Source organism: Chryseobacterium sp. Marseille-Q8038 (assembly GCF_965111995.1).
The window spans coordinates 1,628,620-1,655,140 of record NZ_CBCOPN010000002.1 but is presented as its reverse complement, the minus strand read 5'-3'; the positions used below and the strand labels follow the sequence as shown (position 1 = coordinate 1,655,140).

Sequence of the window (26,521 nt, the reverse complement as noted above, 5' to 3'; positions counted from 1 at the left end):
CGCTTTTTTTATTTTATTGAGGTCTTGGTGGTGACTTTGACCCTGATTTCGTTTTGTCATTTTGCGGTGGAGTAGTAGCTCCATTTTGTGGCTGGAGATTGACATTTTCCAGTTTCTGTACTTTTCCGTTGTTCATTTGTGGAATACCGGTATTTTGGGTACTTGGCTGTACAGGAGCTCCTGAAGGTCGCTCAGGAATTGAATTTCCTTTATTATCCGTTGCCTGGAAGCTCAAATCACTTTTCAGATAATTCAGCATTTCTTTGGCTCTTATTCCTTCGGATGTTTTAGAATAATTCAGGGCAATCTGCTCAAGCTGCAGAATCATTACTTCCTTTCCACTGGATTTTCCTGCATTGAATGCATTTAAAAGGTAAAGCTTAGGTACCAGGGCATCTTTCGGAAACTTCTGGATCGTTTGATCAATTATATCTTTACTTTCCGCAAATTTTTCTGATTCAAACAGTGCATATGCCTTTTTATACTCATTTTCAACTTCTTCTGTTGATTTTACAAATGATTTATTCTTAGGATTTCTCGCAAACTCAGCATAAGAAGTATAGGGGTAATCTGCTAATAGGATTTGTTTTGCTCTTTCAGAAGCCTGTGGATTTTTTTCATAATTCATGGCAAAAATCTCATACAGGGCCTGTAACATTACCTTTTCTTCCGGTTTTACATCTACAAGATCATAAAGTGTTTTCGTAGCTAGGGGAGTATTGGTAAAATAGTTCTGATACATAATTCCCAGACCTAATGAAGCCGTATCTCTGTCCTTTTTTAACTGAGATAATTTACCCTGATCCGAAGGAATCTGTTCAATATAATACGCAGGCTCAAAACGTCTAGGGTTAGGTGCTGAAGTAACTCCCAATGCTTCATTCTTCATATCTTCAATAGAGGCCATTTTCTTGGAAGAACGCCAGTTGTCAGCAAGAGCACGGTCTCCCCAGATTTGCTTAAATGAAGAGGTTCCTTTGCTTACAGTCCCTGAATTACTGAAGTAAAAACCTTTTGTAGTTACTCCAAAGTCCTCAAAAGAATTGGCACTATTGGCAAAAATAGAATTGGCACTATAATCTCCGGTATCAAATCCTTTGCTTCTTTCCGCACGTCTTCTTTCCTGTTCCTCTTTTTCTTCTTTAACCTTTAATTTTGCAATGTATTTTGTGAAATAATCTGTTTTCTGGGCATCGCTCATCTTTGCCAGAGAAAGAATACTGTCATTCTTTTTGATCAGATAGTAGTTTCTGGAAATCTTTTTAATATATGCGGACTGATCTTTTAACAGGATTTTAGAAGGTTCATAAGTCATTACAGCCAATGCAGAATCATAGTAGCTTCCGGCTCCGATATAATCATTCTTGTCAAGGTAGCTTTTTCCTATTTCATAATAAGCCAAGCCACGGATCTGAGGATCAGAAACCTTTTCAAAAAGAGATTTTCTGAAGAATTGCTGAGCTTCGTCTTTTTTTCCTGCTTTATTGGCCATTAAACCCAAAGCATAGTAAAATTCATTCTTTCTGGAGCCATACATCCCTTTTTTACTGATTCCTTCCAGATAATTTTTGGCACCGGCATAATCGCCTTTACCGTTAAAAGTTTTGGCAATAGCAATCTGCGATTTTACTTCAAATTCAAAATCACTAGCGTATTTATAAGCCGCTGTATAGCTTTCTCTTGCTTTATCATTTTGGTTAAGATTTTCCAGAACCTGACCTCTCAGATAAGCAATTCTGCTTTTCAGTTTTCTGTTGCCATTCAGCTCAAAAGCATCATCAAGTTCCTTGGCAGCTTCTTCTTTTTTACCGGCCTCAAGAAGAGATTCAGAATAATAAATGCTCAGCAGTTTTGCATAGCTCTTACTGATATCTTCTCCTTTCAGTTTTGCAAAAGTTTCATGTGCTCTGTGATAATCTTTGATTTTATCATAAGCCAGACCCTGATAAATTCTTGCCAATGCAATCCTTTTATCATCTTTCATATGAGTGAAAACATAATTGAGAGCATCCAGTGCTTCCAGAGATTTACCTCGATAAATTCTTGCCTGGGCGAGGATCATATAGGCATCGAAAATCTGCTTATTTTTTTCTTCACCATTCCTGGTTACAGAATATTTATTGATTGCTTTTAAAGCTTTAGCTTCTGCAATTTCAAGTGTAGTCGCTCCTTTACCTTGTTCACCATCTGGTCTTGCAGGTCCATTTCCTGAAGCCCCAGGTCTGTTGGGAGCTCCGGAATCCCCTCTTCCCGAAGGTCTGTTGGCTACTTCAGCCATCTTCATAGAATTTTCTGCAAAAGCTTCCGTTTGCCCAAGATCACTTCCCAAAGGCTGTTCTTCATAAGTCAGAATGGGAATATAAGGAGCATAGAAGTTGTCTTTATGTCCTTTGTCTCTGGTCGTAAATTCACTGTTCAATGCGTCTTTTGCATTAAACAGAGTGTTGTAATATGTGGAAAACCCTTTTAATATTCTTGAACGCTGCTCTGGCTTTTTTGTTTTGGTAGCACAGGAAGCAACAAGGCATATCACTAAAAGGAATAATATATTCTTTTTCATTATTCAATATAACTCGCTAATCTACTTTTTATTATCAGCATTTGATGATTTTGTAAAAATAATAAAATTTTATAATGAATAATATTTATATTTCTTCTTTAACTGACATTTGGATTTTCAAAAATCTCTTAAATCAGAGCGGTTTCTTTCAATATTTTGTAAACGAGATGAGTAGGAAGCCCCATAATTGTATAATAACTTCCTGTAAGGCTTGTGATCTTTGCCATTCCCAGCCATTCCTGGACACCATAACTGCCGGCTTTATCAAAAGGCTTATACTTCTGAATATAATAGTTTATTTCTTCATCCGAGAGCTCAGCCAGCGTAACATCTGCTACATCAGTTTCTGTAAAAGATGTATTGGCCGTTTTGATGGTAATTCCCGTATATACCTGATGAGTTCTTCCCGAAAGACTTTGAAGCATTGCAAAGGCATCATCTTCATCTTTAGGTTTTCCCAGGATTTGATGGTCAATAGCAACTACCGTATCAGCAGTCAGAAGTACTTCATCTGCCTCCAGACTTCTGAAAGCTTCTGCTTTTAAGTCAGAAAGGTAAGCTGCGGCTTCCTCTATTTTGATGTTTTCAGGGATAATTTCCTCACAGTCTATTTTTACGACTTCAAATTCAAAACCAAGGCTGGAAAGAAGTTCTTTTCTTCTTGGCGATTGGGATGCTAAAAGTAATTTCATGCCGGTAGTTATACAGATTGGGTATTATCATCATGCCAGTTCCCCTGAACTTTCATCACTTGTTCAATCACATCGCGTACTGCACCGGTTCCTCCTTTTTTCGGGGAAATATAATCGGAAATTCCTTTTACTTCGGGAACTGCATTTTCAGGGCATGCCGCAATCGCTGAATTTTCCATGATATGAATGTCCGGAAGATCATCACCCATGGTCAGAATCTCTTCATTTTTTAGATTGTATTTCTTCTTAAAATCTTCAAAATCCTCCATTTTATTGTGAGATTTCGGATAGTAATCCTGAATACCCAGATAATTGATCCTGTGTTTTACCATTTCATCATTTCCTCCTGTGATAACACCGATCAGATAATTATTTTTTAATGCTTTCACCACTGCATATCCGTCCAGTACATTCATTACTCTGCACATATTTCCTCCGGGCAGCAAGTAAACACTTCCGTCGGTGAAAACTCCATCAACATCAAATACAAATGCTTTAATATCTTTTAATTTCTCTTTATAACTCATACATTTTCTGAATAGAATGATTCATTGTTTTATAAATTTCAAGACTTTCGTCTTTTAATAACTGTTCATGCAGCTGTAAAATTCTTACATCATTTCTCACTGCAGGTCCGGTTTGTGCCTGCTTAGGTTCAATTTCATAAATTTTCTGAACTGTTTCATCAATCAGCGGCAGGAAATAATCAAACGGAATATCCTGGGAATCTGAAATTTCTTTAGCTCTGGAAAAAAGATGATTCACAAAATTGCAGGCAAAAACAGCAGTCAGATGAATATATTTTCTTTTTTCGTGATTGCTTTCCATTACCTTTTCTGAAATCTTTGAGGCAAGGTCAAACAATATTTTTTGATCTTCTTCATTTTCTGCTTCTATGAAAAAAGGAATTTTTTCATACTCCAGCTCTTTGGATTTTGAAAAGGTCTGCAAAGGGTAGAAGCTTGCTTTACGGTACTCACCAGCCAGAATTTCTTTAGGAAGCGATCCGGATGTATGGGCAACCAAACAGTTTTTTTTGGTAATGATCTTCGAAATTTCTTCCACAGAATGATCACTTACACAGAGAATATAAAGATCCGCTTCTTCCAGACGGTTTGTGGAATAAGGAATAGCTAATTCTTCAGAAATTTTATTTAATTCTTTTTCGTTCCTGCCAAAAATCTGGGCAATGGGAATGCTTTTCAAAGTGAATGCCTTTGCCATATGGTAGGCCACATTTCCGGAACCGATGATTACAATTTGCATATAACAAATATAAGATTTTAAGCCGAGTCAGAAAAGGAAGACAACTTCAGAAATTCTGTACTTCAATATAGGCACGTTTATTGCGTAAGTGTCTCATAATATTTTTAATATTTAAATTGAAAATTGAAGAATTAATTTAACTTTCAGTTATTTTTGTAATCCAAAACAATGTAAGGCATCTTATGAAGATTAAGGACGCGGAAATTATTTCGTTGATGCAGAATCCACGGACCCAGGATAAAGGTGTCCGTGCCTTGATGGATGCCTATCAAAGCAGATTGTATTGGCACATAAGAAGAATTATTGTGGACGGAGATCTTGCACAGGATACTTTGCAGGAAACTTTTATTAAAGCTTATCAGAATTTTCATCAGTTCAAAAATGATAGCCAGTTGTATACCTGGTTGTACAGAATCGCTACCAACGAAGCACTACAGCAGGTCAACAAAATGAAGAAAATGCAGAAAACTGATGAGGATCCGGAGTATCACATGCAGAATCTGGTTGCAGATAATACGGAAGGAGATGCTGAAGAAATACAGATTTTACTGCAGAACGCTATACAGAGTCTGCCCGAAAAGCAGAAACTGGTATTTATGATGCGGTATTATGATGATTTGCCCTATGAAGAAATATCAAAAATTGTAGATATGTCGGTAGGGACTTTGAAAACAAATTATCATTATGCCAAACAGAAAATAGAAGAGTATATTAAAGAAAATTACGAAAAATAATTTTTGACCCAACAAAGATGAAAGAGTTCGACATAGAAAAATTAGAGCGTAAAAACATTTACACAGTTCCTGATAATATGTTTGAAAATATTCAGGAGAGCGTTATGAATGATATAAAGACAAGTAAAAAAGCACCTGTCTTTAAGCTGAACTGGATGTATGCAGCAGCGGCATCACTGGCTTTGATTTTTGGAGCAACTTATGTTTTTAATTCAGATAATAATTCCACAGAACAAATACTGAACACTAAAACAGCGTATGTTGCCAATAACGGAGAGCCAAAAACAGAAAGTGAGCTGGCTTATGAAACTTTAAAATCGGATTTAACTTCTGTTGAAAATAACAATCAAACAGTTGGAAATCAAAAGGATAATACTATTTACGCTTCGGAAAGAGTAAATGAAACAAAAAAAATAACAGAAACACCAAAACCGGTGAAAACTGTAAAGAAAAAAGAAGAAACACGAATGAATGAATATCTGGACTCGTTTTCTAATTCTGAAATTGCAGAGTTAGCAAGTAATTCGACTCAGGACGTTTATTTGGATATTTATAATTAAAAGAAAATGAAAAAGATATTATTGACGTTTTTGATTATCTACGGCTTTGGATTAAATGCCCAAAGAACGGATTATGATTGGAAAAAGATGGATCCTAAGCAAAGGAAAGAAGTCATCAATAATCTTTCTCCGGAAGAGAGAAAAGATCTCCTTAAGAAATTCAGGAACAATATGATCATGGATAATCTGAATGTTGATCCAGATGATAAAGCCGAATTTACCCAATTATATAACGAATATCTGGATAGTCAGAAGCAGATAAAAAGCCAGTTTAATTCAAACTTTGATCCTGAAACGTTAACGGATGAGGAAGCAAAGGCTAAATTGCAGCAAAGTTTTGAAGTAGGTCAGAAGTTATTGGATAACAGAAAGAAATACGCAGATAAAATGCAGCAGGTAATTCCCTGCCAGAAAGTTCTGAAGCTGTTTCAATCTGAAAAAATGATGAAGGATAAAATGGATGAAAGAAAACCTCACGGTAATAATAACAATGCTTCGGGACCTAAACAAAACCCATAATAGTTTATTTTTTTAATGTTGGACGGCTCTCACAGATCTTTTTGTGAGAGCCGTTTGATTTTACTCTAAATTCCTATTTTTACCGTAAAGTTTATTTATGAAAAAAACACTTTTCTTTTTATTATTTTCGATAGTATTATTTGGACAGAAAACAGAAACGATTGATCTTTCAAAATCCATTAAAGACAGCAAAAACTCTATTAAAAGTCTTACGGTAATAGATCAGAGAGCAGATCAGGAAGTTGGAATGATCATGTATCATAAAGACGAGGTGAAAATTATTTTCGAAAATAATGCCAGCAAAGACATACAAGACTGGTTTTATAAATACAATCCGGTAAGAGGGAATAATGACATGGTTTTCGTGCTTGAAAATTTGAAAATCTCAGAAGACAGAAAAGAAAAGTATTCTATTGGAAAGCTTGAATTAAGAGCAAGCACATTTAGTAAGAAAGAAGATGGCTATCATTTTATTGACAGAAAAGATACGATAGTAACTGTTTCATCACGTATAACACCTTATTTAGCTCAAAATCTGGCAAGAAAAGCGACTTTAATTCTTACTGATCTGTTTAAAGAATCTTATAAAGGAATGCCATGGGAGTTTAGTATTCAAGAAAGTGATCTTCCTTACTATGCTTCTGTATTAAAAGAACAACTTAGTATTCTGAAAGCAAACGAACTGAAAGAAGGTGTCTATAAAGATTATTACAGCTTTTTTACTCATACTCCTGAACCGGGATTTACTTTGCAGGCTAATGATAAAGGATTGGTGACAAAGGCAGTAAAAGGAGAGGATAAAACGGGAATAAGACATTTTTATGCTTTTGTGCATAATGGGATAGCATACAAAAATATCCCTGTTGGGTATACTGAGATTTTTAAAGATGAGAATGGTGTTTTTATTGAAGTAACTAAAGCAGAATTATTTCCTGAAACCACTACAAGTGCTGTCACCATTGGTGTTGGAGCAGGTGGTTTGGTTGGGGGTGTCATTGGAGCAGTTATAGATGTCAGTTTCTCAAATAAGAAGAAGAATACTTTAGGTCCTAAAGTTTATCTAGATCCTTTTACAGGAAATTATTTGTTACCGGAAGACTTTGGTAAAACGAAATAATATTTGAAAAAAAGGGAAAAATTGAGCTTCTCTTCTTATTGTTATCTGTGTTTCAGTGAAAAGAAAGAATTAGAATGAAAAATTCTCTTGCATTTTCTTATCTTTGCAAATTACAAGATTCTTAAATGAAAAACATACGAAATTTTTGCATAATCGCTCATATCGACCATGGTAAAAGTACCCTGGCAGACCGTCTATTGGAGTACACGAATACGGTTACCCAAAGAGAATTGCAGTCTCAGACGCTTGATGATATGGATTTGGAGAAAGAACGTGGGATTACAATTAAATCACACGCCATCCAGATGGATTATGAGTATAAAGGAGAAAAATATATTTTAAACCTTATTGATACACCGGGACACGTAGACTTCTCTTATGAAGTATCCCGTTCTATTGCTGCCTGTGAAGGAGCTCTTCTTATCGTAGATGCTGCACAAAGTATTCAGGCACAAACCATCAGTAATCTGTATCTGGCACTGGAAAATGATTTGACGATCATTCCGATTTTGAATAAAATTGACCTTCCGTCTGCCAATCCTGAAGAAGTAACCGATGAAATCATGAATCTGATCGGATGCGAATATGAAGATGTATTAAGAGTTTCAGGTAAAACAGGAGAAGGTGTTCACCATCTTTTAGAGCAGATCGTAGAAAGAATTCCGGCACCGGTTGGAAATCCCGACGGTCCGCTTCAGGCTTTGATCTTTGACTCTGTTTACAACCCTTTCAGAGGAATTGAAGCGTATTTCAAAGTTGTGAATGGAAGTATTACTAAAAATGAAAAGATCAAGTTCTTCGCCACCGGAAAAGAATATGGAGCTGATGAAGTAGGAACGTTGAAATTGAAGCAGGTTCCAAAGAAAACCATTCAGTGTGGAGATGTAGGATATCTGGTTTCCGGGATTAAAGATGCTCGTGAGGTAAAAGTAGGAGATACGATCACTTCTTTTGAAAATCCTGCTGATGGTCCTATCGATGGATTTGAGGAAGTAAAACCAATGGTATTTGCTGGTATTTATCCAATTGATTCTGAAGATTTTGAAGAGCTGAGATTCTCTCTTGAAAAACTAAGACTGAATGATGCTTCTCTGGTTTTCGAACCGGAAAGTTCTGCGGCTCTTGGTTTTGGTTTCCGTTGCGGATTCTTAGGAATGCTTCACATGGAAATTGTTCAGGAACGTCTTGACAGAGAGTTTAATATGAACGTGATCACAACGGTACCGAACGTTTCTTATTTTGGATATACTAAAAAAGAACCTGAAGTTCCGATTCTGATTAACAACCCATCTGAAATGATGGATCCCTCTACAATGGATAGAGTAGAAGAACCTTTCATTAAGGCTTCTATCATTACAAAATCCGATTTCGTGGGAGCTGTTATGACTTTATGTATCGAAAAGAGAGGAGAAATTGTTAACCAAAGTTATCTGACATCAGAAAGAGTAGAATTAATTTTCAATATGCCTCTTGCTGAGGTGGTATTCGATTTCTATGACAGATTAAAATCAATCTCTAAAGGATATGCATCATTCGATTATCACCCGATTGGGTTCAGAGCTTCCAAGCTTGTAAAAATGGATATCCTGATCAATGGGGATATGGTGGATGCCCTATCATCTTTGATTCACGATTCTAACGCTTATTATATTGGTAAAAGAATGTGTGAAAAACTTCGTGAACTGATTCCTAGACAGCAGTTTGATATTGCTGTTCAGGCTGCATTAGGTACGAAAGTAATTGCCAGAGAAACAATTAAAGCTTTAAGAAAAGACGTTACTGCAAAATGTTACGGAGGAGATATCTCCAGAAAACGTAAACTATTGGAGAAACAGAAAGAAGGGAAGAAGAAAATGAAGCAGATTGGTAGAGTAGAAGTACCACAATCGGCATTCATGGCTGTATTAAAACTGAATGATTAATTCATTATAAAAATAAAAAACCGCTTCACACGAAGCGGTTTTTTTATGGATTTATTTCTTACGGGTATATTTTATTTCCATGGTTTTGTACTCCTTTCCTGTCTTGGAATCAGGACCGTACATTTCCAGTTTTTGAGTATTATCATCCACAAATGTGAAAACTTCTCTGAAATCACAATCCTTTCCGGGTCTTGAAGGATCGGTCATTTTTCCTTTAAATTCAACTGATTTTGTGGAAGCATTCCAATCTCCTTCGCTATGCATAATTCCGGTTCCCATATTGTCTATCCAGGTACTGACAAACTTCTTCTTGGAATTGTCATATCCCACAATGCTCATTCCCTCAAAAGGCATTCCCATAAAGTTGCCTTTGTGGTTTGTGATCTGATAACGTCCGCCATACATCATTTTATTTGTAGCCTCGGATTTACTTACCATAGGTTTTCCTCCATTTTCCATCCACATAGTAGTTTCGCCGGCCCAGTTCCCATCAGATTTTGCAAGCATTTTCTGCATTTCCCCTGGAGTGGCATATTCCGTCCAGTTTTTCATAGCCGTTGCGGAGTCTACGGGTTTCCATTCAGAATTGGCTGCGGTAGAGTCTGTTTTATCAGTAGCATTCGCAGCTGTTGTTTTTCCTTTCTCACATGCTGTTAATAAAAAAGCAACAGAAAGAATTGTTAATACATTTTTCATAATAATTTAGTTTTAAGATGGTTAGAATAATAACTTAAAGATAGGAACTTTTATTATAACCGAAATTATTTTTTACTATCAGCATAAATCGTAGCTTTGTGTATTCGTAACGCAAATCAATTTTATGGAGTCCCCAAAAAAATTACAGGATATAAAAGTGGCTGTAGACGCCGTTATTTTCGGATATTTTGATAAAAAAGATCTTCAGATCCTTCTGATTAAAAGAAATATAGAACCCTTTAAAGGAGGCTGGGCTCTTCCGGGAGGACTTGTTCTTGATGATGAAAGTGTAGATGATGCAGTAAAAAGAGAACTCTATGAAGAAGCCGGCATAAAACCTGATTTTTTAGAACAACTCTACACATTTGGTAATCTTGGTCGTGACCCGAGGAACAGAGTGGTTTCTGTGGCGTATCTGGGGCTTGTAAACCCATCTTACCATGAACTCTTTGCTGATTCAGATGCTGAAGATGCACAATGGTTCAGTATTAATAAACTTCCTTCTGTGGCTTTTGACCATAAAACAATCATTGAGACTGCTTTAAAAAGGCTGCGTACAAAAATTCAGTATCAACCCATCGGTTTCAATCTTCTCAATGAAGAATTTCCTTTTTCAGACCTTGAAAATCTTTATAAAACCATTGTGGGGCAGGAAATTGACAGAAGAAACTTCCGTAAGAAAATCATGAGCTACGGACTGCTTAACGAAACAAATAACGTCAAAAAAGAAGGCAGCGGCAGACCCGGAAAGCTTTTTACTTTCAATAAAGAAAAGTATAAAGAGCTGGAAGAGCAGGGCTTTTATTTCGAAATAAAATAGTTATAGCTAAACACAAATTTCACTAATAATGTGTCACTAATGTTCACAAATATATTAGAACAAAAAGTATTATAATATATTCAATAGGAACGGGCTTTAGCCCGTTTTTTTTATCATTCAATTCAATTGGCTTTAGCCTAAACGCATCAAATTGGTGTCATTTGTGATTAAAATTTGTGCTATTAGTGTTTATCGAAATTAAATTTTTATCCCTGAAAATCAATTAATTAAATTTATTAGCGTAAAATTAACACAAATAAATTTGGTGCAAAGACTGATAATATTTTAAATTTGTGTAGAAATAACGCAATCATGAAATACACCCTACAAAATATTACAGAACGATTTCAGAAGAAGGAAAGGATAAAATTTCTTTTTTTCTGGGGACATTCGGCAAAAGATAATATTACCAAATCATTTTTCAGTCAATGGTTTCCGGGAAGATTTGAAGAAAACGGGATTATTTATAAGACCGCAGAACATTATATGATGGCTGGAAAAGCCAGATTGTTTAATGATCCTGAAACGGAAGCTGAAATTTTAAAGTCGGATACTCCTAACCAGGCAAAAGCTCTGGGTAGAAAAGTAAAAAACTTTAATCCGAAACTTTGGGATGAACATAAATATGAACTGGTAACCCAAGGAAACTTTTTGAAGTTCTCTCAGAATCAGAAATTTAAAGATTTCCTTTTGTCAACAGGAGATAAAATTCTGGTAGAAGCAAGTCCCTATGACAGAATCTGGGGTATCGGAATGCTGGAAACAGATAGCAGAGCTGAGAATCCTTTATTATGGAACGGAGAAAACCTCTTAGGATTTGCTTTGATGGAAGTAAGAGATCAATTAAGAAGGTAAAAACACACACAACACTAACACAAAATAGGAATTATGGAAAAAATAGAATTACACCCACAGATATTTCTGATAGAAGATTTTCTTACGGAAACCGAATGTGATCAGTACATCGGCCTTTCACAGGAAAAGGTTTTTGAAGAAGCAAAGATCAATGTATTTGGGCGTCAGCAAATGAATAAAGGAATCAGAAATAATGACCGATTGATGATTTTTGATACTGCAATTGCTCAAGATCTTTTTGACAAAGCAAACCAATTCTTACCTCAGGAATGTGATGGATATCAACTGTTTAACTTTAATGAAATGCTCAGAGTTTATAAATATGCTCCGGGACAGCAATTTAAGATGCACAGAGACGGAAGCTATATCCGAAATGAGAAAGAGAAAAGCTTTTATACCTTTATGATCTATCTGAATGATGATTTTGAAGGAGGAGAAACAGAGTTTGAAAACCTATTTACAGTAGCTCCCAAAAAAGGAACAGCCCTTATTTTTCATCACCCTTTAAGGCATGAAGGAAAGACTTTAATCAGCGGATTAAAATATGTATTGAGAACAGATATCATGTACTCAAAAGTATAAATTATCCGTAAAAAAGGAAGGCATTGCTATGTCTTGTTTGATTAGCGTATTATTAACACAAATAAAAATATTTGGTCATGGAAGATGAATTAAAACCAAGATTTATCGAATCATTACAAAGAAATAATGATCAGATCAGAGAAGACCGTGCAAAGATTATCGGAGCAGATTCCGAGTTGATCTACAGACGCAGAGTTGAAGATATCGAATTAAAAATCAAAAGACTTGAGCGCGAACAGGAAGGACTTATTGATATCAGTCCTTTAGACAGAAACAGTCTGACTTTTGCGGATTTCAATCCCGAAGCATTCGTTCAGAAAGACATGGAATTATCATTAACAATCAGAAATCTGAATATTCAGCTTGAAGTAACCCAGAAGAGATTTGAATATTTATTTGGAAAAAAATTATAATCATGGGAAGTACAAGATACGATTTAGACGCTCGTTATGACAGAGCAAGCAAAGCAGGGTACGGAACAAAATCCGCAGGGGAAATTTTCACTCAGAATGCCAAAAGAATGGCCCATGAATCAATGAATCCTCACGGAATTGCTTTCAGAGAATCCAGAGATTCGGAAGTTCATCCTCACTCAGTTCCGATTATTTTAGGATTAGATGTTACCGGAAGTATGGGACATATTCCCCATGAATTGATTAGAGATGGATTGCCCAAACTAATGGGCGGAATTATCCAGGGTGGTGTTCCGGATCCAGCCTTATTATTCCTGGGAATTGGAGATCATGAATGCGATGGTTACCCGCTTCAGGCTGGGCAGTTTGAGTCAGGCGATGAAGAACTGGATATGTGGCTGACGAGAACCTATATTGAATCCGGAGGCGGCGGAAATGCCGGTGAAAGTTATCTTTTAGCATGGTATTTTGCAGCATTCCACACCAGAACAGATGCTTTTGAAAAAAGAGGACAAAAAGGATTACTGTTTACCATTGGCGATGAACCTTGCTTGAAAATGCTTCCTGCTTCAGCCATCAGAGAAATTATGGGGAAAGGACAGCAAACGTATACTCATATTGAATTATTGGAAGAAGCAAAGAAAAAATATGAAGTATACCATATCAGTGTTTTGCATTCTGATCAGGCACTCAGAGCAGACCGGGGATGGAGAGAATTGTTAGGACAAAACTGTATATCCATTGAAGATCACAGAGAAATCCCTAATGTTATCAAAGGAATTATCTGCGATAAGTTTAAAAATAAAACCTTGGGAACAACAGGTTTAGATCAGTTTCAGATGCTTTAGAACAAGGCATTGACATTTAAAATAAAAGGACATGAAAAAGGCGCAAATCGTAATAGGACTAGGTTTTGGAGATGAAGGGAAAGGAATTACCACAGATTTTCTGGCTTCTCAGAATCCTGAGGCTGTTGTGATCAGATTCTCAGGAGGTCAGCAGGCAGCACATACGGTAATGATGGATGAAAGAAAACATGTACATTCCAGTTTTGCAAGTGGATCTCTTCGCGGATTACCATCTTATTTTACGGAGCATTGCACTATTCACCCGGTTTTTCTACTCAATGAAAGAGAAGAATTAAAAACAAAGAGCGGAAATATTGAACTGCATATTCATCCATTGGCAAAAGTGACCACTCCTTTTGATGTATGGCAGAACAGAACCAATACCAGAAATCTGGAACACGGAACCTGCGGAAAAGGAATAGGAGCAACCATGAAAAGACACGAAAGTCCTTATAAACTGTTTGCCATAGACCTGATTGCACCCAGAGAAATGTTGTTGGAAAAACTAAAAGGGATCGCCTATTATTATGGTTTTGCAGATGAAAAAGAAGTTAAAGAGCTTTTACACCCATTTTTAGAAGCTGTTGACAGCATTGATTGGAAAATAAATGATTATACCTGGCTGGCTTCGTTCAATCACTTTATTTTTGAAGGAAGCCAGGGTATTTTACTCGATATGGATCATGGTGTTTTTCCGAATGTGACTTATGCTGATACCACTTCAAAAAATGCATACGAAATCTGTAAGCTTTTAAAAATTGAAGATATTGAAATGTATTATGTCACCAGAAGCTATGCAACCCGTCACGGAAACGGCTGGATGAGCAATGAAAAAGAAATGAACCTGAGAAATAATGAAGAAGAAACCTGTACATTTAATGAATACCAGAAAGAACTAAGAGCAGGAGAAATAGATTACAGCCTCTTGAATTATGCTTTGAAGTTAGATGGAGCTTATGTATTTCCGGCTAAAAAGAACCTTGTGATTACCTGTTTAGATCAGATGGATGAGAAATTTAAGGTAGAAAACCTTGATGTAAAATTTGATGAGGTTTATGGATCTTATTCTCCGTATTCAAAAGATTTTAAGATTTTTTAAATTTTGACGATACAAGTATTAATTTTATACGGTTTCAGAGCCAGGATATTGATAATGAATAAAAGTAAATAACCATGAAAACAATACAATATTTAAAAGGCGATGCTACAATACCAGAGGCAAAAGGGATAAAAATTATTGCCCACATCTGTAATGATGTAGGAGGTTGGGGAAAAGGTTTTGTACTGGCAGTTTCCAGAAGATGGGAAGAACCGGAAAAAGAATACAGAAACTGGCACCACTTCAGAAGTAAAAATAATTTTGCTTTAGGAGAAATTCAGTTGGTTCAGGTTGAAAGATACATTTATGTAGCTAATATGATTGGGCAAAAAGGAATAAAAACCGGGAGTAAAGGAGTTCCTGTTCGTTATGATGCCATTGAAAAAGGTTTGGAAAAACTTGCCAATGAAGCTTTGGAGCTAAATGCAAGTGTTCACATGCCGAGAATCGGGTGCGGACTGGCAGGAGGAAAATGGGAAGAAATAGAACCTATTATTGAAAGAACACTGCTTGCAAAGAATGTAGAGGTGTATGTATATGATTTTTAATAAATTAACAGTGATGAAAGAATTTGAAATAAGAGCAGATTATAAAAATGATACTCTGGTAGTATACCAGGCTTATAATAAAACAATTGCAAAAGCAGCTATAGAGAATCAGAAGTTTATGGCACCGTTTTCATTGAACAGAATGACCTGGATAAAGCCTTCTTTTCTTTGGATGATGGAACGCAGCAACTATGGACAGAAATCCAATCAGGAATGTACGCTGGCAATTCACATTAAAAGAGAGGCCTGGGAGAAGGCTTTAAGCAAAGCAATACTTACTTCACCAGAAAAAAGAGTCTATCCTGATCCCCGAAATTGGGAAAAAGACTTTGAAAATGCTGAAATTTATGTGCAATGGGATCCTGAAAGGAATATTAAGGGAACGAAACTTAATTACCGTTCCATCCAGGTTGGGATCAGCAGATCACTGATTGAGGAATTTAATGAAGAATGGATTGTGAAAATAGAGGATTATAGCCCTTTGGTTAAGAAGATTTTGACCCTTACCAAATCAGGGGAATTCGATAAGGCAAAGAAACTGCTGCCTGTAGAAAAGAATTATCCCTTATCAGATGAACTGGCTTACAAAATTGGAGCCACAGTGTAATAATAATTAAAAGAAGTGCCATGAAAACAGTTACATTATACAGACCAGTAGGAGAAAAAGAAATGATATTGATTATAGAAAGTGGATTTACAAAATTTCCTCCAAGATTGGATTGGCAGCCCATTTTCTATCCTGTACTTAATGAAGAATATGCTTCCGAGATTGCTGAAAAATGGAACACCAGAGATGAAGCCGGAAACTATCTTGGTTTTGTAACCCAGTTTGATGTATTGGAAGAAGTAGCAGATCAATATCCTGCACAGAATGTAGGGGCAAGAAACCATAATGAACTTTGGGTTCCTTCAGAAGAACTGGAGAACTTTAATAAAGCTATTGTAGGCAACATTAAAATAACCAAAGTATTTATTGGAGATGATTTTGAAAAGACAGAAAATGCTGAACTGGAAGAGCTGATGATTAACATTAAAAACTAACCATGACAAATAAAGGAATGGCAAAAGATACCTTAGATATCCTGGCCAAAAAATATTATATCAACGAACACAACGAAAAAATAAATATAGAAAACGAACTGGAAATCAGTAAAAAAGAAACCGTTCTTTTCACTCCGGAACAACTTTCTGAAATGAAAGAATCCCCAATGCCAGAGACCGGTTTTGAAACTCAATTTGAAACCTGGAAATGCAGTTCTTTAAAAGCAATTCTACAATTAGCCGAAGAAGAAAATCAGGAAAAACTCATGTGTCTGAATTTTGCATCAGCAAAAAATCCCGGAGGTGGATTTATCAACGGAGCGGAAGCACAGGAAGAAAGTCTGGCAAGAACTTCCGGATTGTATGAAAGTCTGCTTCAGGCCTGGGATTATTATACAACTCACCGCGCGATGGAATCCTGTTTTTATACTGATACAATGATTTACAGTCCCAAAGTTCCGGTTTTCAGGAAAGATAAAGGAGAATTGCTTCCTAAGCCTGTGCTGTGTAACTTCATTACCTCTCCGGCAGTTAATGCAGGCGTGGTAAAACGTCAGGAACCGGAAAGAGAACATGAAATCCTTGAGGCAATGGATCTAAGAATGGATAAAATGCTTTCGCTGGCTTTACAGCAAGGAAATGAAGTTTTGATTTTAGGAGCCTGGGGATGTGGTGTTTTCAAAAATGATCCAAAAGAAATTGCAGGATTATTCAGGAAGCATCTTCAAGGAAAATATAAAAATAAATTTAAAAGAGTGGTTTTTGCAGTGCTTAGCAGGAAAGAAGAAATGCTGAAACCGTTTGAAGAGATACAATGAAAATTGAATTAATAAAAGGAGACATCACAAAGATCCAAGCTGATGCTATTGTCAACGCAGCCAATTCTTCCTTATTGGGTGGAGGCGGAGTTGACGGAGCCATTCACAGAGCAGGAGGTCCACAGATATTGGAAGAATGCAGAGAGATCAGAAACAGACAAGGTAAATGTAGTACTGGAGAAGCTGTCGTAACGACTGCGGGAAACCTTCCTGCAAAATATGTGATTCATACAGTAGGTCCGGTTTGGAATGGTAATGAAGAAAAAGAATCAAAGCTTCTGGCAAACTGTTATCATAATTCCTTGAAATTAGCAGAAAGCCTTGGGGTAAAGACGATTGCTTTTCCCAATATCAGTACAGGAATATATAGATTTCCAAAAGATCTGGCAGGAAAAATTGCTGTAGATGAAGTCAGAAAATTTAAGTCAGATGTCATTGAGAAAGTTATTTTTGTCTGTTTTGATGATGAAAATGAAATGATCTACAAAAAACTATTAGATTAAGCCCATGAAAAAACTAACCATATTAAGCGGCGCAGGAATCAGTGCCGAAAGCGGAATAAAAACCTTCAGAGACGGAGACGGTCTTTGGGAAAATCATAATGTAACAGATGTGGCAAGTCCGGAAGGATGGCGAAAAGACAGAGCTTTGGTCTTGGAATTTTACAACCAGAGAAGACGCCAGCTGCACGAAGTACAGCCCAACGAAGCCCATCACTTACTGGCAGAACTGGAAAAACATTTTGATGTTCAGATTATTACCCAGAATATTGATGATCTTCACGAAAGAGCAGGATCTACCAATATCCTTCATATTCACGGAGAATTGTTCAAATCATGCTCATGCAACAATAAAAGTCTGATTTATGAACAAAAAGAAGACATCAAAATTGGGGACAAAGCTGAAGATGGAGCACAATTAAGACCATATATCGTTTGGTTTGGAGAAGATGTTCCTTTGTATCAGAACGCAAGAGAAATCGTGAAAGAATCAGATATTTTACTGGTTATCGGGACATCTTTACAGGTATATCCTGCAGCCGGACTGATTCATGACATCAAGGATGAATGTCTTTTAATCGTCATCAATCCCAATGAAACAGGATTTGGATACGGACAGAGAGCGGTTGTAATGAAAGAAACAGCAACCCAGGGAATGAAACTGTTGTTTGATAAACTGATCAATCTTGCCTGATGGAAAATAAAGTAAAAGCCGGAATCATGGGCGTTTGCATAGGAGACGCGCTTGGTGTTCCTGTAGAATTCAGGAGTAGAGAACAACTTAAGCGCTCTCCTGTTACTAAAATGCGTGCTTTAGGAACCCATCACCAACCTGCAGGAACATGGAGTGATGATGGTTCTTTGACATTGTGTCTTGCAGATAGTTTGTGTAAAGGATATAATCTCAAAGACATCGCAATGAAATTTTTGCAATGGTATAATACAGAAATATGGACTCCTCATGGGAGTGTTTTTGACATAGGCATCGCAACTTCACAGGCTATTCATAGAATTGGAAAAGGGGTTTCTCCTACTTTATGTGGTGGGAATTCTGAATTCGACAACGGGAATGGCTCTTTAATGAGGATTATGCCACTCGTATTTTACATCAAGGATTTTCCTATCGAGAAACGGTTTGATATTATAAAAGACGTTTCCTCTATTACACACAGACACATCCGTTCAGTTTTGGCCTGTTTTATTTATTTGGAATTTGCTTTGGAGATTCTAAAAGGGAAAGAAAAGTGGGAAGCATATAGAACAATGCAGAAAACAGTTAGAGAATTTTTGGATTATAATCTTATTTGTTCACAAAGTGAAATGGATAAATTCCACCGGATTTTAGAATTAAAAGTAGGTGAATATGACTTGGCTGCCCTGCATACTTTACAGGAAGAGGAAATAAGTTCTGGTGGATACGTTCTTCACAGTCTGGAAGCTTCTCTATGGTGTTTTCTCAACTCAGAAAGCTATTCTGAAGCAGTTTTGAAGGCGGTAAACCTAGGAGAAGATACCGATACCACCGGAGCAATCACAGGAGGTATTGCAGGTATTTATTATGGATTTGAAAATATTCCGGAAGATTGGATTTCAGAGCTGGTGAGAAAGGATGATATTGAAAAATTGTGTGAGAAATTACACCAAAAATTAATGAATTAAAACACAAACCATGAACGAAATAGAAAAGAAAAAAATAAGTAAATTTTTAAGCCTGATCCTACGTCATCAGCCGGAAAGCATAGGACTTAAGCTGGATGAAAACGGTTGGGCAGATATAGAAGAGCTGAGAGGAAAATCAGCCAAAAGACGAGTGTATTTCACTCCCGAAGAACTGGATGAGGTGGTAGAAACCAATAATAAAAAGCGTTTTGCTTTTAATGAAAATAAAACCATGATCAGAGCAAGTCAGGGCCATTCTATTGATATAGATCTGGCGTTGGAAACAAAGCAACCCCCTGAATTTCTTTATCATGGAACTGCAGAAGCCAATATCTCTTCCATTTTGGAAAAAGGAATTCAAAAAAGAACCCGTCAGCATGTACACTTAAGTGCTGATAAAGAGACTGCTACAAAGGTCGGTATGAGACATGGTAAACCTGTGATTCTTACTATCAGAACCGGAACAATGCATCAGGACGGATTATCTTTCTACCAGTCTGCAAACGGAGTCTGGCTTACGGATTTTGTAGATGCAAAATATATTTCGAAGTAAAATGAAAAGAACATTAGTAATAGGAGACATTCACGGAGGATTTAAAGCCTTACAGCAGGTTCTTGAAAGAGCAGAAGTGACATTGGATGATCAACTGATCTTCCTCGGAGATTATGTAGATGGATGGAGCGAGTCTGCTCAAATTATACAGTTTTTAATAGAACTTTCCGAAAAACAGGAATGTATTTTCATCAAAGGAAATCATGATGCCTGGTGTGAAGATTGGCTAGCTTTGGGACAAACGCCCGATGTATGGCTTTTCAATGGCGGAAAAAGTACCGTAGAAAGCTACAAAGATTATCTCCCGGAAGATATGGATATCCATCTGGAATTTTTTCAAAGGATGAAAAATTATCACATTGACGATCAGAACCGACTGTTTATTCATGCAGGATATGCTTCTATGCACGGCCCTGAAAAAGAAGTCTATTCCAGCAATTACCGTTGGGACAGAACCCTCTGGGAAACCGCCGTAGCAATGGATAAAAAACTGGAAAAGAATTCAGAGTTGTATCCCAAAAGACTGCTTTTGTACAAAGAAATATTTATCGGACATACACCCACTATTGACATTGGAATGACAACGCCCACCAACAAAGCCAATATCTGGAATATGGACACCGGAGCAGCCTATACCGGATCTTTATCCATCATGGATATTGATTCCAAACAATTCTGGCAAAGTGATCCGCTTCCTGCCTTGTACCCCAATGAAAAAGGAAGAAATTAAGATTATTAGAGAAATAGCCCTCATAGATTTCAAAACCTTTGAGGGTTTTAATTTAAAAACAATTTCGCTTATTCGTCCATTCATAAAAGATGATTAATTTTAAAGTCTGAAAATACGACTTCAATGAAACTGAAATATCTTTTATTCACCCTGAGTTCTACTTTGTTTTTTGCTCAAAAATCATTTCAGACTCCTTTTGAAAAAGGAAATGGCAACCAGACTGTTACCTATGACGAAATGAATAACTACTATCAGGATCTGGCTAAAAACTTCAATACCATTCAATACCTTAAAAAAGGAGAAGATGACAACGGAAAACCTATTTATGTGGTAGTTTACAATCCTTTTCCTGAAAAAGATCTTGAAAAATTAAGAAAAGATAAAGCCATTCTCTTCGTCAATAATGGCATTCACCCGGGAGAACCGGACGGAATAGATGCTACCATGATGCTCATGAGAGATCTTGCAACCCAAAAGATCAAAAGACCACAGAACTTTATCATTGCCGCTATTTCTGCTTATAATGTGAGTGGAATGTTCAACAGAGGATCTTATTCCAGAGCCAACCAAAATGGCCCGGAACAGTATGGTTTCAGAGGAAATGCAAGAAATTATGACCTGAACAGAGACTTTATTAAAGCAGATTCTAAAAATGCCAGAAGCTTTCAGGAAATCTATCAATGGTTAAAACCAGATGTTTTTATTGATAACCATGTCAGCAACGGAGCAGATTATCATTATACATTCACTTATATTTCAACCTTTAAAGAACGCCTGGGAAATACCCTTGGAGCTTATTTCTATAACGATTATCAGGCTAAAAATCTTGAGGACATGAAAAAATTGGGCTATGAAAGTACGCCTTATGTCAATATTCATGGTGATGTTCCCGAAGTAGGATTTGCTTCCTTTGAAGATTCTCCGAGATATTCCACAGGGTATACTTCCCTTTTCAATTCTTTAGGAACAGTCCCTGAAACTCATATGTTAAAACCTTATAACAAAAGAGTGGATGCTACTTACAAATATATGTGGGTCAATCTGCAGAATTTAGATAAAGATTATCACAAAATAAAACAGCTCCGTATTGAAAACCTGAAACAATATCAGGCTGGGAAACAGTATGGCATCCGTTGGAAAATAGATTCCACCAGGTTTTCTACCATGGATTTTAAAGGCTACGAAGGAAAATACAAACCGAGTGATGTTTCCGGGAAACCAAGGCTGTATTATGACAGAAACAAGCCGTTTACAAAGAACATAAAACTCTTTACTACAGCTGTTCCAACGGGATATATTACCATTCCAAAATATTACGTGATTCCGCAGTCACAGTATCGGGTTCTTGAAGAATTTAAAAGAAATAATATTCAGATGAAACCGATTCAGAAAGACAGTACTCTGGCGGTTGAGTCCTATAAAATTAAAGATTTTAAAACCGTTAAAAACCCTTATGAAGGGCATTATCTGCATTTTGAAACTACCGTCGACAAGTCCAATAAAAGTATAATGTTTTCTGCCGGAGATTATCTGGTTTCTACCAATCAGTCTGGGGTAAAATATATTATAGAAACCCTCGAGCCTGAAGCACTGGATTCATTCTTCAACTGGAATTTCTTCGATGGGATTTTAGCACAGAAAGAATATTATTCTGCTTACATTTTCGAAGATACCGCTGCTGAATTGCTTAAAAAAGATAAAAAACTGAAAGAAGCCTTTGAATCAGCCAAAGCATTGGATAAAAAATTGTCTGAAGATGGAACTGCACAACTGGATTGGATTTACAGACATTCCCCTTATTTTGAAGAAAAAACATTTAGACAGTATCCTGTTTATAGAGTCTTGTAAAATGTTGATTATGAATATTTAAACTAAAAAGACGTTTCAAACGAAACGTCTTTTTAATTATCTTGGTAAGCCTCTTTTCAAGGCCATTTCAGCTCTTTTAATTGCCATTTTCTCTTTCCAGTCCATGTAATTCTTTTTGAAATTGGACTTCATAATGTCATCAAATTTACGCTGTACTGTAAGATTCCATAAAGAATGTGCCTTTACCGCCCATGATTTGTCCCAGGCCCTTAAAGAAATTGAGAAACTTCCATCCAGATATTTCATCCAGTGCCACCATCCTGTAGGCATGAACAATGTATCTCCATGTTCAAGGTAACATTCAATTCCTTCTACACCATCCAGTGCCGGGAATTTTGTGAAATCCGGGTTTTCAATATCGTAATCTTCCAGCGCATAGGTTGCATAAGGAATCTGATAAAGTCTTTCCCTCCATTTATAATCAAAAAGAAGAATATGCTTTCTTCCATTGAAGTGGGTATGGAAAATATGAGCCATATCAATATCAAAGTGAAGGAACGTTACAGATCCTTTACCACCAAAGAACATATTAGGATACTTATCAAGGAAACCTCCCATGAGTTCTTTAGGAGAAATATAATCTTCCAAAAGTTTAGGAGCAAATTTTATAGGATCAAAAAGGAATATTCTGAGATCTGTAGGCTCTCGCTGGATGAGATCTATATAATCTCCAAATTTCATTTTTGCGGCTGAAGAATTAATGGGAGCAGAAGGATCTGCCTTTGAGCTGTCATATAGCGGAACCTCTACATCTCCTACAACTTCCTTCATATATTCCATCGTCCATTTTTGATAAGCAGGCCATTTTTTTGCCATATTCTTGATGACAACGGGCCTTCTTGGCTTCAGATATTTTTCGTAGAATTCTTCTTTCGAAATGTCATCTACAACATCTATAGGCTTTAAAATTATTCCCATTTTGTAAATTTTATGTTACAAAATTATTAAATATATGTTGATGTACTAGTCTTTAATTTTTTTTTAATCTATGATTCAAATCAGATTTTCCTATGTAAAATAATAATCCCCAATAAAATTTTCACTTCTCGTAATAATTACCCTTTTTCTATTAAATAAGTCAATCTGTATCAGGATTTTGTTACTAATTTTTCAATAGTAAATAATCAGGTTTTTTTAATGAATTTGTATACTCAATATTGTTTTCAAAAATATTCTGATAGAGATAATATGAATTGTAAACCACATTAAATTGATTCAAAATGAACCTGCTTTAAAAATAATTAAAAGGTTAAAAAAAATATCACTATGTTTGTAGTGATAAAAATTTAACTTTTTCCTATAAAATTCATCTTTTTAAAAAGTGTAACAAAAAACTACAATGGTTAACTAATTGAGCAAATAATAAGTATGAAAAAAAATATTTCTTTATTTCTGATGCTTTTCTTTACTGTGCTTACGTTTGCACAGAAAACGGTTTCGGGAAAGATTACGGATGATGATGGAATAGCCATACCAAGCGCCAGTGTGACCATAGAAGAACCCGGTAAAGATGCTATTCTGGCTTATGCCATTACCAATTCCAAAGGAGAATATAAAGTAATTTTCACTTCCGCCGAATCAAACGTGGATCTAAAAGTGAAAGCATTCAATCAAAAACCACTTACAAAGCAGATTAATAACAGCGATCAGACGCTGAATTTTAAAATGCAGTCTGAAGCCACAGAAATTAAAGAAGTACAGCTGAAAACAAAAATGATTACCGCAAGAGGTGATACCATTTCTTATGACCTTAAAGCTTTTAACAGTAAAAACGACAGAACCCTGGCGGATGTGATGAAGAAGATTCCGGGAATTGAGGTGAATAATGATGGTACGATTCTATATCAGGGTAATGCAATCAATAAATTCTATGTGAACGGAAAAGACCTTATGGAGGGAGGTTATGGAACCATCAACAACTCTCTTCCAAAAGATGCTGTACAAAAAGTAGAAGTTCTTGAAAACCACCAGCCGGTAAAAATTCTCCAGGACAAAGTGCCTTCAGATCAGGCAGCCATCAATATTAAGCTTAAAAACTCTGTAACGATGACAGGTAGAGGAGAAGTAGGAACCGGTTTCGGAGATCCATGGCTTTGGAATGTAAAATTGACTCCCATGTTTTTTGGACAGAAAAGCCAATGGGTAGTCAATTATAAAACCAATAATATGGGTGAGCAGGTAGAAAATGAAGGGAATATCCTTGCTTTCGGAAGCGCGTGGGAAGGTAGAAGAAGTAATATTGCACAAAACAATTGGTTAAATGTAGAAAATGCTACTGTACCGGATCTTCCGGTAAAGAGATATTTGATGAACAGTGTTCACTATCTTTCAGCCAATTACCTTACCAATATTGATAAAAAGAAAGAATGGGAGCTTAAAGCCAATGCCAATTATACTAATAATGCAGTGGAAAGAGAGTCTAACAGTATTACCAGAGACATTCAGCAGGGAACACAATATAATACAAGGTTCCTGAATAACTTCTATACAGATAAATTAAAAGGGGAATTAATTTTTACTAAAAATGCTAAAAAGGGATTCTTCAAAAACACAACAACATTCTCTCAATTCTGGAATGCTGACAGGGCATTGGCAGAAAGAAATGATAAACAAGGATACAGAATAGGAAACGAAGCTTTAGAATCACCTACAACATCTTTCCAGAACTCTTTAAGCACGATTATTCCTTGGAAAGAAAAGATGGTGAATTTCAAATCCTATATTAGTTATCAGAATGACAAGCAGATCTTAGAAATTTCTCCTGCAAACTATTTACAGTTCCCATACAAAGAACCGGGAAGCAAAGATTTTACAACGATAAACTTTACCCCAGGAAGTACGGCTTTGCAGTATTTCAGAATCAAATCTTTAGATACCTCACATTCTGCAAATATCAGTTTTTCTACGAAAGGATGGACGTTTACCCCACAAGTAGGATTTGACCTTTCAACGGATAAGCTGACAACAAATTTTGATGGAAGTACTGTCGGAAATAAACCGGATTTTACAAGCTTAGCCTATGAAAATGATTTGAAATTTACGAGAATCAATCCATCTGCCTCAGTGGGAATTAATTATAAATCAGAAGCATGGAGCTTATTCTCAAGCTTCCCTGTTAATTTTAATAATATCAAAGCTGAAGATGCCTTTAGAAATGTTTCCAAATCTTTGAGTAAAGTAACATTTACACCCAATATTTTTGCTCAGTATTCATTCGCTTCGTTTTTCAAAGCAAGTTTGAATGGAGGAATCAGCAATAATTTCGGAGATATTCAGACTGCCTATGCGGGATATATTCTGACAAGTCCGGCAGGATTTAATGTGATGAATCCTAACAACCCGATTCCTGAAACCAATACTAAAAATGTAGGGACAAGATTGGAATACAGAAATCCGTTAAATAACCTTTTCTTCAATGTAGGCTATAGAATAAGTGATGCTAAAAATAACCTTATTGCCTCAAGTATCGTTAATGAATCCGGATTCAGAGTAACAGAATACCTGGAAAGAGAAAATAAAAGAACGAGCAATACCTATTATGCGGAAATAGGAAAATATTTTCCTAAGTTTAAAACCAACGCATCATTAAGCTATAACAATACAATCTCTAAATCTCAATCCATTAGAAATGCCGATGATATTGATAATAAAACGAACGGGAATACTTTTGGAGTTAAATTTAACAATACCTATTTCTCATGGATGAGCGTAGACTTTAACGCCTCTAAAACCTGGAATAAGACCTCTAATATTTATCTTACAGGTAACAAAGGAAAATCTGAAGGATACAGTCACAACCTTAACGTATTTTTCTATCCGTTAGAAAACCATACCATAGGATTTTATTGGGATCAGATCAATTCAAAATCTGCAGATGTAAAATATAACAACGGTTTCTTTGACCTTTCTTATCAGTTCTCATGGGCTAAAAAGAAAGTTGATTTTGAACTGAAATGGATGAATATCGCAAACAAGAAAGTATTTGAAAGAATAGATATTGATAATACAACGATTACTCAGACAACCATGCAGCTCCGTCCAAGCCAGGTCATGTTAAGTGTGAAATTCAACTTTAAATAAAATAAAAACCAATCCATCCGGATTGGTTTTTTGTTGAGAT

At 36.2% G+C, this 26,521-nt stretch carries 28 protein-coding genes; 22 read left to right on the top strand and 6 right to left on the bottom strand.

What is annotated here, in order from left to right; all coding sequences use genetic code 11:
* Positions 1 to 13: 13 nt before the first annotated feature.
* The 4 genes from porW to ACWPWS_RS21460 form a co-directional block, all read right to left on the bottom strand.
* Entirely contained in the window at positions 14 to 2,560 is a 2,547-nt protein-coding gene (gene porW, locus ACWPWS_RS21475; protein ID WP_454047850.1) for a type IX secretion system periplasmic lipoprotein PorW/SprE, read from the bottom strand.
* A 128-nt stretch (positions 2,561 to 2,688) separates the two neighbouring features.
* Positions 2,689 to 3,252, bottom strand: a complete 564-nt coding sequence (locus tag ACWPWS_RS21470) for a Maf family protein (protein WP_209786532.1) — start codon at positions 3,250 to 3,252, stop codon at positions 2,689 to 2,691.
* A gap of 8 nt (positions 3,253 to 3,260) precedes the next feature.
* Positions 3,261 to 3,779 (bottom strand): KdsC family phosphatase, encoded by a 519-nt coding sequence (locus ACWPWS_RS21465; RefSeq protein WP_105682910.1) that lies wholly within the window; start codon positions 3,777 to 3,779, stop codon positions 3,261 to 3,263.
* Positions 3,769 to 4,518: a Rossmann-like and DUF2520 domain-containing protein gene (locus ACWPWS_RS21460; protein WP_454047849.1), complete on the bottom strand. Its 750-nt coding sequence runs from the start codon at positions 4,516 to 4,518 to the stop codon at positions 3,769 to 3,771. Before ACWPWS_RS21460 ends, ACWPWS_RS21465 begins: the two co-directional genes overlap by 11 nt.
* Positions 4,519 to 4,700: 182 nt before the next feature.
* Here ACWPWS_RS21460 and ACWPWS_RS21455 point away from each other — a divergent pair, with 182 nt between their 5' ends.
* The 5 genes from ACWPWS_RS21455 to lepA all read left to right on the top strand — a co-directional run bounded on the left by ACWPWS_RS21455 (position 4,701) and on the right by lepA (position 9,370).
* On the top strand, positions 4,701 to 5,252 hold the full coding sequence (locus ACWPWS_RS21455; protein ID WP_110008945.1) for an RNA polymerase sigma factor: 552 nt from the start codon (positions 4,701 to 4,703) through the stop codon (positions 5,250 to 5,252).
* 17 nt (positions 5,253 to 5,269) lie between these two features.
* Positions 5,270 to 5,812, top strand: coding sequence for a hypothetical protein (locus ACWPWS_RS21450; protein WP_454047848.1), 543 nt, complete (start codon positions 5,270 to 5,272; stop codon positions 5,810 to 5,812).
* Positions 5,813 to 5,818: 6 nt separating this feature from the next.
* Positions 5,819 to 6,331, top strand: coding sequence for a hypothetical protein (locus tag ACWPWS_RS21445; protein ID WP_105682907.1), 513 nt, complete (start codon positions 5,819 to 5,821; stop codon positions 6,329 to 6,331).
* Positions 6,332 to 6,428: 97 nt separating this feature from the next.
* Positions 6,429 to 7,448: a hypothetical protein gene (locus ACWPWS_RS21440; RefSeq protein WP_454047847.1), complete on the top strand. Its 1,020-nt coding sequence runs from the start codon at positions 6,429 to 6,431 to the stop codon at positions 7,446 to 7,448.
* Positions 7,449 to 7,573: 125 nt separating this feature from the next.
* Positions 7,574 to 9,370, top strand: coding sequence for a translation elongation factor 4 (gene lepA, locus ACWPWS_RS21435; RefSeq protein WP_105702314.1), 1,797 nt, complete (start codon positions 7,574 to 7,576; stop codon positions 9,368 to 9,370).
* A 51-nt stretch (positions 9,371 to 9,421) separates the two neighbouring features.
* Here lepA and ACWPWS_RS21430 read toward each other — a convergent pair whose 3' ends face one another.
* Positions 9,422 to 10,066, bottom strand: a complete 645-nt coding sequence (locus ACWPWS_RS21430) for a DUF1579 domain-containing protein (RefSeq protein WP_454047846.1) — start codon at positions 10,064 to 10,066, stop codon at positions 9,422 to 9,424.
* A gap of 124 nt (positions 10,067 to 10,190) precedes the next feature.
* On the opposite strand from ACWPWS_RS21430, the gene ACWPWS_RS21425 reads away from it, so the two are divergent.
* The 16 genes from ACWPWS_RS21425 to ACWPWS_RS21350 all read left to right on the top strand — a co-directional run bounded on the left by ACWPWS_RS21425 (position 10,191) and on the right by ACWPWS_RS21350 (position 22,380).
* Entirely contained in the window at positions 10,191 to 10,886 is a 696-nt protein-coding gene (locus ACWPWS_RS21425; protein ID WP_034694004.1) for an NUDIX hydrolase, read from the top strand.
* A 312-nt stretch (positions 10,887 to 11,198) separates the two neighbouring features.
* The gene (locus ACWPWS_RS21420) at positions 11,199 to 11,741 is read left to right on the top strand and encodes an NADAR family protein (RefSeq protein WP_454047845.1); all 543 of its coding nucleotides are present in this window, start codon (positions 11,199 to 11,201) and stop codon (positions 11,739 to 11,741) included.
* 33 nt (positions 11,742 to 11,774) lie between these two features.
* The gene (locus ACWPWS_RS21415; RefSeq protein WP_454047844.1) at positions 11,775 to 12,323 is read left to right on the top strand and encodes a 2OG-Fe(II) oxygenase; all 549 of its coding nucleotides are present in this window, start codon (positions 11,775 to 11,777) and stop codon (positions 12,321 to 12,323) included.
* A 77-nt stretch (positions 12,324 to 12,400) separates the two neighbouring features.
* On the top strand, positions 12,401 to 12,736 hold the full coding sequence (locus ACWPWS_RS21410) for a hypothetical protein (protein ID WP_120232302.1): 336 nt from the start codon (positions 12,401 to 12,403) through the stop codon (positions 12,734 to 12,736).
* Positions 12,737 to 12,738: 2 nt separating this feature from the next.
* Positions 12,739 to 13,584, top strand: a complete 846-nt coding sequence (locus ACWPWS_RS21405; RefSeq protein WP_454047843.1) for a hypothetical protein — start codon at positions 12,739 to 12,741, stop codon at positions 13,582 to 13,584.
* Positions 13,585 to 13,615: 31 nt separating this feature from the next.
* Positions 13,616 to 14,683: an adenylosuccinate synthetase gene (locus ACWPWS_RS21400; RefSeq protein ID WP_454047842.1), complete on the top strand. Its 1,068-nt coding sequence runs from the start codon at positions 13,616 to 13,618 to the stop codon at positions 14,681 to 14,683.
* Between the two features lie 74 nt (positions 14,684 to 14,757).
* Positions 14,758 to 15,231 carry a macro domain-containing protein gene (locus ACWPWS_RS21395; RefSeq protein WP_454047841.1) on the top strand — a complete coding sequence of 158 codons (474 nt, stop codon included), beginning with the start codon at positions 14,758 to 14,760 and terminating at the stop codon, positions 15,229 to 15,231.
* Positions 15,232 to 15,244: 13 nt separating this feature from the next.
* Positions 15,245 to 15,838, top strand: a complete 594-nt coding sequence (locus ACWPWS_RS21390; RefSeq protein WP_454047840.1) for a DUF4291 domain-containing protein — start codon at positions 15,245 to 15,247, stop codon at positions 15,836 to 15,838.
* A gap of 20 nt (positions 15,839 to 15,858) precedes the next feature.
* Positions 15,859 to 16,272: an ADP-ribosylation/crystallin J1 gene (locus tag ACWPWS_RS21385; RefSeq protein ID WP_454047839.1), complete on the top strand. Its 414-nt coding sequence runs from the start codon at positions 15,859 to 15,861 to the stop codon at positions 16,270 to 16,272.
* A 2-nt stretch (positions 16,273 to 16,274) separates the two neighbouring features.
* On the top strand, positions 16,275 to 17,090 hold the full coding sequence (locus ACWPWS_RS21380; protein WP_454047838.1) for a TIGR02452 family protein: 816 nt from the start codon (positions 16,275 to 16,277) through the stop codon (positions 17,088 to 17,090).
* Entirely contained in the window at positions 17,087 to 17,593 is a 507-nt protein-coding gene (locus tag ACWPWS_RS21375; RefSeq protein WP_454047837.1) for an O-acetyl-ADP-ribose deacetylase, read from the top strand. The genes ACWPWS_RS21380 and ACWPWS_RS21375 overlap by 4 nt, the downstream gene beginning before the upstream one ends.
* Before the next feature lie 4 nt (positions 17,594 to 17,597).
* Entirely contained in the window at positions 17,598 to 18,284 is a 687-nt protein-coding gene (locus tag ACWPWS_RS21370; protein ID WP_454047836.1) for an SIR2 family NAD-dependent protein deacylase, read from the top strand.
* A complete protein-coding gene (locus tag ACWPWS_RS21365) occupies positions 18,284 to 19,249 on the top strand; it encodes an ADP-ribosylglycohydrolase family protein (protein ID WP_454047835.1) in 966 nt (321 codons plus the stop codon). Before ACWPWS_RS21370 ends, ACWPWS_RS21365 begins: the two co-directional genes overlap by 1 nt.
* 10 nt (positions 19,250 to 19,259) lie before the next feature.
* Positions 19,260 to 19,802, top strand: a complete 543-nt coding sequence (locus tag ACWPWS_RS21360) for an RNA 2'-phosphotransferase (RefSeq protein WP_454047834.1) — start codon at positions 19,260 to 19,262, stop codon at positions 19,800 to 19,802.
* Position 19,803: 1 nt separating this feature from the next.
* Entirely contained in the window at positions 19,804 to 20,532 is a 729-nt protein-coding gene (locus ACWPWS_RS21355; protein ID WP_454047833.1) for a metallophosphoesterase, read from the top strand.
* Between the two features lie 123 nt (positions 20,533 to 20,655).
* A complete protein-coding gene (locus tag ACWPWS_RS21350) occupies positions 20,656 to 22,380 on the top strand; it encodes a hypothetical protein (RefSeq protein WP_454047832.1) in 1,725 nt (574 codons plus the stop codon).
* A gap of 57 nt (positions 22,381 to 22,437) precedes the next feature.
* Here ACWPWS_RS21350 and ACWPWS_RS21345 read toward each other — a convergent pair whose 3' ends face one another.
* Positions 22,438 to 23,319, bottom strand: a complete 882-nt coding sequence (locus ACWPWS_RS21345; RefSeq protein WP_209786552.1) for a cupin-like domain-containing protein — start codon at positions 23,317 to 23,319, stop codon at positions 22,438 to 22,440.
* Between the two features lie 450 nt (positions 23,320 to 23,769).
* On the opposite strand from ACWPWS_RS21345, the gene ACWPWS_RS21340 reads away from it, so the two are divergent.
* Positions 23,770 to 26,481: a hypothetical protein gene (locus ACWPWS_RS21340; protein WP_454047831.1), complete on the top strand. Its 2,712-nt coding sequence runs from the start codon at positions 23,770 to 23,772 to the stop codon at positions 26,479 to 26,481.
* The last annotated feature ends 40 nt before the right edge of the window (positions 26,482 to 26,521 follow it).